Origin of the sequence: Methylobacterium sp. WL103 (assembly GCF_008039885.1) — a bacterium.
In the GTDB taxonomy this organism is placed as follows: domain Bacteria; phylum Pseudomonadota; class Alphaproteobacteria; order Rhizobiales; family Beijerinckiaceae; genus Methylobacterium; species Methylobacterium cerastii.
Window position 1 is genome coordinate 1 of the sequence record NZ_VRUX01000158.1, and the last position, 8,214, is coordinate 8,214.

The 8,214-nt window shown below is 69.9% G+C and carries 6 protein-coding genes and 2 pseudogenes; 7 read left to right on the forward strand and 1 reads right to left on the reverse strand.

All coding sequences use genetic code 11. The annotated features are described in order from the left end of the window. Positions 1-1,039, forward strand: a 1,039-nt coding sequence (locus FV222_RS11825; RefSeq protein ID WP_147814365.1) for a phosphopentomutase, incomplete at its 5' end; no start/stop codon positions are given. Positions 1,040-1,050: 11 nt separating this feature from the next. After that, entirely contained in the window at positions 1,051-1,239 is a 189-nt protein-coding gene (locus FV222_RS11830) for a DUF1192 domain-containing protein (RefSeq protein ID WP_147814367.1), read from the forward strand. Between the two features lie 17 nt (positions 1,240-1,256). Here the strand turns inward: FV222_RS11830 and FV222_RS29560 are convergent. Continuing rightward, positions 1,257-1,895, reverse strand: a pseudogene (locus FV222_RS29560) (cytochrome c biogenesis protein CcdA); the annotation flags it as partial. A 770-nt stretch (positions 1,896-2,665) separates the two neighbouring features. Between FV222_RS29560 and FV222_RS11840 the strand changes: the two are divergent. The 5 genes and pseudogenes from FV222_RS11840 to FV222_RS11860 all read left to right on the forward strand — a co-directional run. Further along, positions 2,666-4,168 (forward strand): NAD(P)/FAD-dependent oxidoreductase, encoded by a 1,503-nt coding sequence (locus tag FV222_RS11840; protein ID WP_147814371.1) that lies wholly within the window; start codon positions 2,666-2,668, stop codon positions 4,166-4,168. A gap of 108 nt (positions 4,169-4,276) precedes the next feature. Next, positions 4,277-5,557 (forward strand): PQQ-dependent sugar dehydrogenase, encoded by a 1,281-nt coding sequence (locus tag FV222_RS11845; protein ID WP_147762326.1) that lies wholly within the window; start codon positions 4,277-4,279, stop codon positions 5,555-5,557. A 231-nt stretch (positions 5,558-5,788) separates the two neighbouring features. Then, on the forward strand, positions 5,789-6,109 hold the full coding sequence (locus FV222_RS11850) for a cytochrome c (protein WP_147751373.1): 321 nt from the start codon (positions 5,789-5,791) through the stop codon (positions 6,107-6,109). Positions 6,110-6,406: 297 nt separating this feature from the next. Beyond that, positions 6,407-7,774, forward strand: coding sequence for a PAS domain-containing protein (locus tag FV222_RS11855; RefSeq protein ID WP_147751372.1), 1,368 nt, complete (start codon positions 6,407-6,409; stop codon positions 7,772-7,774). Positions 7,775-7,976: 202 nt separating this feature from the next. After that, positions 7,977-8,214, forward strand: a pseudogene (locus FV222_RS11860) (hypothetical protein); the annotation flags it as partial.

Consider the following 8,214-nt stretch of genomic DNA (forward strand, 5'->3'; position numbering starts at 1 on the left):
CCTCGGGCTCGGGCTCGCCTGCGAGGGCGCGTCGGGACGGATGCCGCCGGGGCTCGCGCCGCCAGCGGAAATCCTCGGCGCCTGGGGCCATGCGGTGGAGACCGCCGCCGGCAAGGACACGCCCTCGGGCCATTGGGAGATCGCCGGCCTCGCGATGCGCGAGCCGTGGGGGTACTTCCCCGACACGCGGCCGGCCTTCCCAGCGGCCTTGATCCGGGACCTGATCCGCCTCGGCGACCTGCCCGGCATCCTCGGCGACAGCCACGCCTCCGGCATCGCGATCATCGACGCGCTCGGCGCCGAGCACCTCCGGACCGGCAAGCCGATCTGCTACACCTCCGCAGACAGCGTCTTCCAGATCGCGGCCCATGAGGAGGCCTTCGGCCTCGAGCGCCTCTACGCGCTGTGCCGGACCGCGCGCCAGTTGTGCGACGCCTACCGCGTCGGCCGCGTGATCGCGCGACCGTTCACCGGCACGGGAGAAGCCGGCTTCCGCCGCACGAGCAACCGCCGAGACTTCTCCGTCGCCCCGCCCGGCGACACCCTGCTCGACCGGCTCGCGACTGCGGGCCGCGACGTGGTCAGCGTCGGCAAGATCGGCGACATCTTCGCGCATCGCGCCACCGGCCGCGAGGTCAAGCCCGGCGGTAACGGCGCCTGTCTCGACGCCGCGATCGACGCGCTCGGACGCCTTCGCGACGGCGGGTTCGTCTTCGCCAACCTCGTCGACTTCGACAGCGAGCACGGCCACCGTCGCGATGTGCCGGGCTACGCCGCCGAGCTCGAAGCGTTCGACGCCCGCATCCCCGATATCCGCGCGGCGCTGCGCCCGGGCGACCTCTGCCTCGTCACCGCCGACCACGGCAACGACCCGACCTGGCACGGCACCGAGCACACCCGTGAGCAGGTGCCGGTCCTGGCCTTCGGATCGGACATCGCGCCGCGGGCGCTGGGACGCCGGGCGTCGTTCGCCGACATCGGCGCCGCGGTCGCCCTCCATCTCGGCCTACCGCCGGTTGCCGGAACGCCTCTCCTGTGAGGACCTTCTCGATGCGCGACGACGACGAGCAGGTGAAGCGCCCGGTCCACCACGAGGTCGGCCAGCCGCTCGACACCCTGTCGGTGGACGAGATCGATCACCGGATCGCGCTGCTGACCGCCGAGATCCGGCGGCTCGAAGCCGCGCGGACGGCGAAGCAGGACGCGCTCGGCGCGGCGGACGCGTTCTTCAAGCGCTGACGCGCAAGCCGGCCGCGTCAGTAGCGGGTCGTCAGCGCGTTCAGCCAATCCGGCGCGGCGTCGACCAGCACCGCCTCGATCCGCTTGTCGGCGCCGAGCACGATGACGAGGCCGGTGACGACGAGGATCGCGCCCAACGCCGCCTTCATCCCCTTGCCGACCCGCATCAGCCGGTCGCGCCAGCCGACCAGCACGGATCGCGACAGGGCGCCGAGGACCAGGAGCGGCAGGGCCGCGCCGAGGCCGAACACCAGCATCGTCAGCCCGACCGTCCAGAGGTCGCGGCCCTGCGCGGCGAGGATCGAGGCGGCACCGAGCGTCGGGCCGACGCAGGGGCTCCAGACCGCGCCGAGCAGCAGCCCGACGCCGAACTGGCCCCAAAGGCCGGTGGTGGAGAAGCCGCCGAAGCGGGTCTCGGTCCAGTTCGCCACCGGGCCGGCGGCCACCGCGAGGCGCGTCTGCGCCATCGGGACCAGCAATACGAGTCCGACGAGGATCAACAGGATCGCGGCGACGCGGCGGAACACGTCGCCGTCGAGCCCGAGGCCGAAGCCGAGGAAGCAGGGCAGGGCCGGCCGGCCGCGAAAGACCCAGTCGCCGACCACGAACAGCGCCCCGAGCGCGACGGAGGGCAGGCCTTCGAGGCCGATCGCCAGGGAGAAGGCCGCGAGTGCCCCGGCCGCCACCCCGGCCCGCGCGCCGCCGCGGATCAGGGCCGTCGCCATCCCGAGGATCGCGATCATCTGCACGTCGTGGTGGTCGACGCGGCCGGCGGCGAATTGCACGGTGACGCCGAAGGTCTGCGTCGCGGCGAGCACCGCCAGCACCGCCGCCCGCGGGCCGAAGCTCGTCCGGACGCCGGAAAAAAGCGCGGTCGCGTAGACCGCGAGCAGCAGCGGCGGCCAGAACGCCGCGACGAGCCCCTCCGCCAGACCGGAGCCGACCCACGGCGTCAGCACGAGCAGCAGGCAGGCCAGCGGCGCGTCGAGCAGGCGCGACCAGTGGCTCGGCACGCCGTCCGGCGGCAGGAAGCGGTACTGCACGTTGTCGTACCAGCCCTGGCCGGCGGCGAGGTCGCGGGCCTCGACCAGGCGCATGGCGTCGTCGGTGTCGGGCACGCGCAGGTGCCGGATCGTCTCGATCACGTCGCCCGGCGGATACAGCGTGACGACGCAGAATAGGACCAGCAGCCACAGGAGCTTGCGCGCATGGAGGCCCGCCGGCGGCGCGGCCGGAAACGAAGCTGTGGCCGCCATCGCGCCTCTCCGGTTGTCCGCCGGAGGGTCCGGCCGCGACGGGTCTCGTCGTGCTGGCGCGACCTTGCCGCGAACGCGCTTAACGGGCGGTCAAGGCCGCCGGCTTGGCAGGTTTCCTTAACCACGCCGGGAGCAAGGTCTGACGACGCGAAGGCAGGCCGGGGCAGCGGATGAGTCACCACACCGAGACGCTGGTGATCGGCGGCGGACCCGCCGGGCTGACGGCGGCCTACCTGCTGTCGAAGCAGGGCCGCGACGTCACCGTGCTGGAGCGCGACCCGGATCAGGTCGGCGGCATCTCGCGCACGGTGAGCCACAACGGCTACCTGTTCGACATCGGCGGGCACCGCTTCTTCTCGAAGTCGAAGGCCGTGGTCGACCTCTGGGACGAGATCCTGCCCAACGACTTCATCGAGCGTCCGCGCCTGTCGCGGATCTATTACCAGGGCAAGTACTACGCCTACCCGTTGAAGGCGTTCGAGGCCCTGCGCAACCTTGGGATCCTCACCAGCACCGCCTGCGTGCTGTCCTACCTCTACGCCCGCGCCAAGCCGATCCATGAGCCCAAGCACTTCCACGGCTGGGTCCGCAACCAGTTCGGCGAGAAGCTGTTCTCGATCTTCTTCAAGACCTACACCGAGAAGGTCTGGGGCATGTCCTGCGACGCGATCTCGGCCGATTGGGCCGCGCAGCGCATCAAGGGCCTCGACCTCGGCGCCGCCATCCGCGACGCGCTGAAGCGATCGCTCGGGATCAAGGCCAAGCGCAAGGCCGGCGAGCCGGTGATCAAGACGCTGATCGAGTCGTTCCGCTATCCCCGCCGCGGCCCCGGCATGATGTGGGAGGCGGCCGCCGACAAGATCGCCGCGCAGGGCGGAAAGGTGCTGCTCGACCGCGGCGTCGACGGCCTCTCGTTCGACGCCGCCGCCGGCCTGTGGCGCGTCTCGGCCCTGCGCGGCGACGGCACGCGCGAGACCTTCACCGCGCGCCACGTGATCTCGTCGGCGCCCGTGCGCGAGCTCGTGGACGCGATCACGCCGCGCCCGATCAGCACATTCCAGGCGCGGGCGCTGCAGTACCGCGACTTCGTCACGGTGGCGCTGATCGCCAAGTCGCAGGAGGACTTCCCGGACAACTGGATCTACATCCACGACCCGTCCGTCCAGGTCGGCCGGGTGCAGAACTTCCGCTCGTGGTCGCCGGAGATGGTGCCCGACGAGGCCCACACCTGCCTCGGACTCGAATATTTCTGCTTCGAGGGCGACGGCCTCTGGACCGCGAGCGACGCCGACCTCGTGGCGCTGGCCAAGCGCGAGATCGGGCAGATCGGCCTGATCGACCCGGCCGACGTGATCGACGCCTGCGTCGTGCGCCAGCCCAAGGCCTATCCGGTCTACGACGAGACCTATGCCGAGAACGTCGCGCTGGTGCGGATCGAGCTGGAGATGGACTACCCTACGTTGCATCTTGTGGGGCGCAACGGCATGCACAAGTACAACAATCAGGACCATGCGATGATGACGGCGATGCTCACCGTCGAGAACATCGTCGCGGGCAAACGCCGCCACGACGTCTGGCGGGTCAACGAGGACGCCGAGTACACCGAGGCCGGCGTCTCCGGCGCGGAGCACGCCCTCGCCAGCGAGCGGCTGGTGCCGCGCAAGGTCGCCTGAGGCGACAGAGGCCGGGCCGCGTTACGACGCGGCCTTGCCGGCGCCCGCCCGCGGCATACACTCCCCGCCAACGCCCGGTCTCAAGGGCGGTCTCGGGAGATCAGCCCCATGCGTCCGGTGTTCCTCGCCGCGCTTCTGTCCAGCGCCGCCCTCGTCACGTCCGCCCTCGCCCAGGGCGCGCCGCCCGCCGAGACCAAGGCCAAGGTGGACGACTTGGTCAAGCTCCAGGGCATGCAGAGCACCAACACGGCGCCCGCCCCCGAAATCCCGCAGACCGGCCGCAAGGCCGACGCGATCCGCAAGACGCTCGCCAAGATCAAGCTCCCCGAGGGCTTCAAGATCGACCTCTACGCGATCGTGCCGGACGCCCGCGCGATCGCCGTCGGCCCCAATGCCGGCGTGCTGTTCGTCGGCACCCGCAAGACCAAGGTCTACACCGTCACCGACCGCGACAAGGACCGCGTCGCCGACGAGGTCCGCGCCTTCGCGCCGGGCATCGACTTCAAGATCCCCAACGGCGTCTGCTTCTCGAAGGACGGCGTGCTCACGGTTGTCGAGCAGAACCGGGTGCTGTCCTTCCCCGCGGCCGAGTTCTTCTACGAGAACCCGGACGTCGCCGCCGGAATCGTGGTCAAGCAGGGCGAGCTGATCCCGGCCTCGGAGGAGAGCTACAACCACACCGCCCGCGTCTGCCGCGTCGGCCCGGACGGCAAGACCTACATCGCGCTCGGCCAGCCCTACAACGTGCCGGCGCCCGAGAAGATGGATCTCTACCGCACGCACGGCATCGGCGGGATCGTGCGCATGGACGCCAACGGCAAGAACCGCGAGGTCTACGCCACCGGCATCCGCAACTCCGTCGGCATCGACTTCGCCGCCGACAAGTCGTTGTGGTTCACCGACAACCAGGTCGACGGCATGGGCGACGACAAGCCGCCGGGCGAGCTCAACCACGCCACCAAGGCCGGCGAGAACTTCGGCTTCCCGTGGTTCGGCGGCGGCGCCGTCCGCACCGTCGAGTACAAGGACCAGACCCCGCCGGCCGGCGTCGTCGCCCCGGTGGCCGAGCTGGCGCCGCACGCGGCCGACCTCGGGCTGACCTTCTACAACGGCCGCCAGTTCCCGCAGGCCTATCGCGGCGGCATCTTCATCGCCGAGCACGGCTCGTGGAACCGCACCGAGCCGGTCGGCGCGCGCGTCATGTTCGCGCCCGTCGTCGACGGCAAGGTCGGCCAGCCGAAGCCCTTCGCGGAAGGCTGGCTGACCGGCGACGGCGAGTATCTCGGCCGCCCCGTGGACGTCGCGGTGCTGCTCGACGGCTCGCTCCTGGTCTCCGACGACTCGGCCGGCGCGATCTACCGGATTTCGTACGAAAACGACGCGAAATAGAACACACTTCCATCGGTACAGCCACACGCACCGACACCTGAACGGCCACTTGCACGATCACTTCCAGGATCACTTTCAAAACCACTTGCAAAACCACTTGCACAGTCACCTGCACACGCACGCGCCGGGCTCGCCCGGCGCGTGCGGCCGGGGTGCCGATCCCGGGCTCGGCGGCGTGCGGGCGATGCGCATTCTCGAACGTCCACAGGCTCGCACCCGCCCGGTCCCCGCATGATCCGCCTCGCCGCCTTCGCCCTGATCCTCGCCCTCGCGCCCGCCCTCGCCCAGGCCGGCGACGCGGCGGCGGGCCGGAAGCGCGCCACCGCCTGCCAGACCTGCCACGGGATGGACGGGCTCTCGAAGCTGCCCGAGGCGCCGAACCTCGCCGGCCAGGTCGAGGTCTACCTCGTGAAGGCGCTCACCGAGTACCGCGACGGCACCCGGCAGAACCCGGTGATGTCGGTCGTGGCCAAAGACCTGTCGGATGCCGACATCGCCAACCTCGCGGCCTATTACGGCGGCCTGCAGATCGAGGTGATCCCGCCGGGCTGAGCGGGACGAGCGGCGCCGGCCGGGGGGGCGAATTTGTCCTCGGCGTCGAGCCTCGGATTGAAACGCGAGCCTGCTCGACCGGCTGGTCTCGACCCGATCGTGGCGTAGCGATCGACCTGTAGGATGCAAAAGGCCGACGTTCGCGCGCTGGGCATCGGGAATGTCGGCTGGCGTCGGGGCTGTCTGCCGAAGGATCTATGATGTCGGTCCGTCGCGGTCTACTGCTTGAAGAGCCATAACGACTCGGGGACGACCGCCATGCAGGAAGACGGCGGAGATCCGGATGGATGGGCTGGCATGAACGCCATCAGCGCCAACGACATCGTCGAAACCATCCCGACCGGTCTTCTGGTGCTCGACGGGGATCTGCGCGTCCGGTCGGCCAATCGCGCGTTCTGCCGCACCTTCGGCGTGACGGTCGAGGACACCATCGGGCAGCGATTGTTCGAGCTCGGCAACGACCAGTGGGACATTCCGGCTCTCCGAGACCTGCTCGGCACGATCATCCCCGATGACCAGGTCGTCGAGGCCTACGAGGTCGAGCACGACTTCCCCGGGATCGGTCGCAAGGTCATGCTTCTCAACGCCCGCAAGGTCTACCGCCCGGGCGACGGCACAGAGCGGCTTCTGCTGGCCATCGAGGACGTGACGGAGGCGCGCGAAGCGCGACGCGAAAGCGAACGCACCTGGGAACTTGCCCAGAACGTCGTCGATACCATTCGGGATCCGCTCCTGATCCTCGAAGGCGACATGCGGGTGACCACCGCGAGCCGCGCCTTCCTGCAGCTCTTCGACGTGCCCGCCGAAGCCGTGATCGGCCACAAGCTTCACGACCTGTCGCAGGGGCAATGGAAGATCGGGAAGCTGCAGGCGCTGTTGGCGCGCGTGGTCCCGGACGAGGAGGCCTTCGACGGCTTCGAGATCGAGGACGAATTTCCGGGCCTCGGAAGACGAATCTTCAAGCTGAACGCCCGCAAGGTGTTCCGCCCCGGCGATCACGTCACCCGGATGCTGGTGGTGTTCGAGGACGTGACCGAGGCGCGGATGCTCGAACGGCATCGCGAGATGCTGTCGACCGAGCTGGCCCATCGGATCAAGAACAGCCTGACGGTCATCACCTCCTTCGTATCCTACGAGGCCCGCCGGGCGGCCGAACCGTGCCGGGAAGGCTACCGGGCCATGCAGGCTCGGATCGGTGCGGTCGCCCAGCTGTACGATGTCATCGCGCGCTCCGCCGCGCTCGGCCCGGTCCCGATGGACACCTACCTCACCGGCATCGCCACGAGCTTGCGCGCCAGTCTTCTGGGGGAGGGCTCGCACGTCACCATCTCCGTCTCCGCGGAGCCGCTGTCGATCGATCCCGATCACGCGGTGACGATCGGACTGATCGTCAACGAGCTCGCGACGAATGCGGTCAAGTACGCGTTCCCTGACGGGAAAGGTCAGATCGTCCTCGGGTTCGACCGGCGTGAGGGTGAGGTCGCCCTGACCGTCAGCGACAACGGCGCCGGTCTCGTGGTCACCGGCGGTGGGCCATCCGGCTCGGGACTCGGCTCGCGCTTCGTCGAAGCCTTCGTGCGCCAGATCGACGGCATTCTCGCGACCGCGACCAACGCCCAGGGCACGACGTTCACGGTACGCCTTCCGTCGTCCATCCTCGCATGAGGGTGGCGCTGCGATCCAATCGGATCGCCCGGGTGGAACGTCCGATCGTGGGGGCCGCCTGGGCCTGCGCGATGATCTTTTCGGCTCGAAGCGGACCGGCAGAGATGCATGCGTTGCACACCGCCTGCCCGACGTTCACACTGAGACGCGACCCCAGCCGGGGGTAGCCCAAAGCCGATCCTGGACGCACGCGGAGGCATCGATGCGGGTCCCCACAGCTTTCGCCCCGGACGCGACGGTGTTTCCCGCACGCGTCGCGATCGGGCTCGGGCCGCGCCCGGTGCTGGTCGTGGCCGCCGCCGTCGCGCTCGTCGCCGGGACGGTCGGGGTCGTGCGGGCGCCTGCTGTTGCGATCGATCCGGATCTCGTCCGGGTGATCCGCTGCATGGCCCTGATCAAGGGCGGTCTGGCGTTGGCCGCGCTCGCGGCCTGCCTCTGGC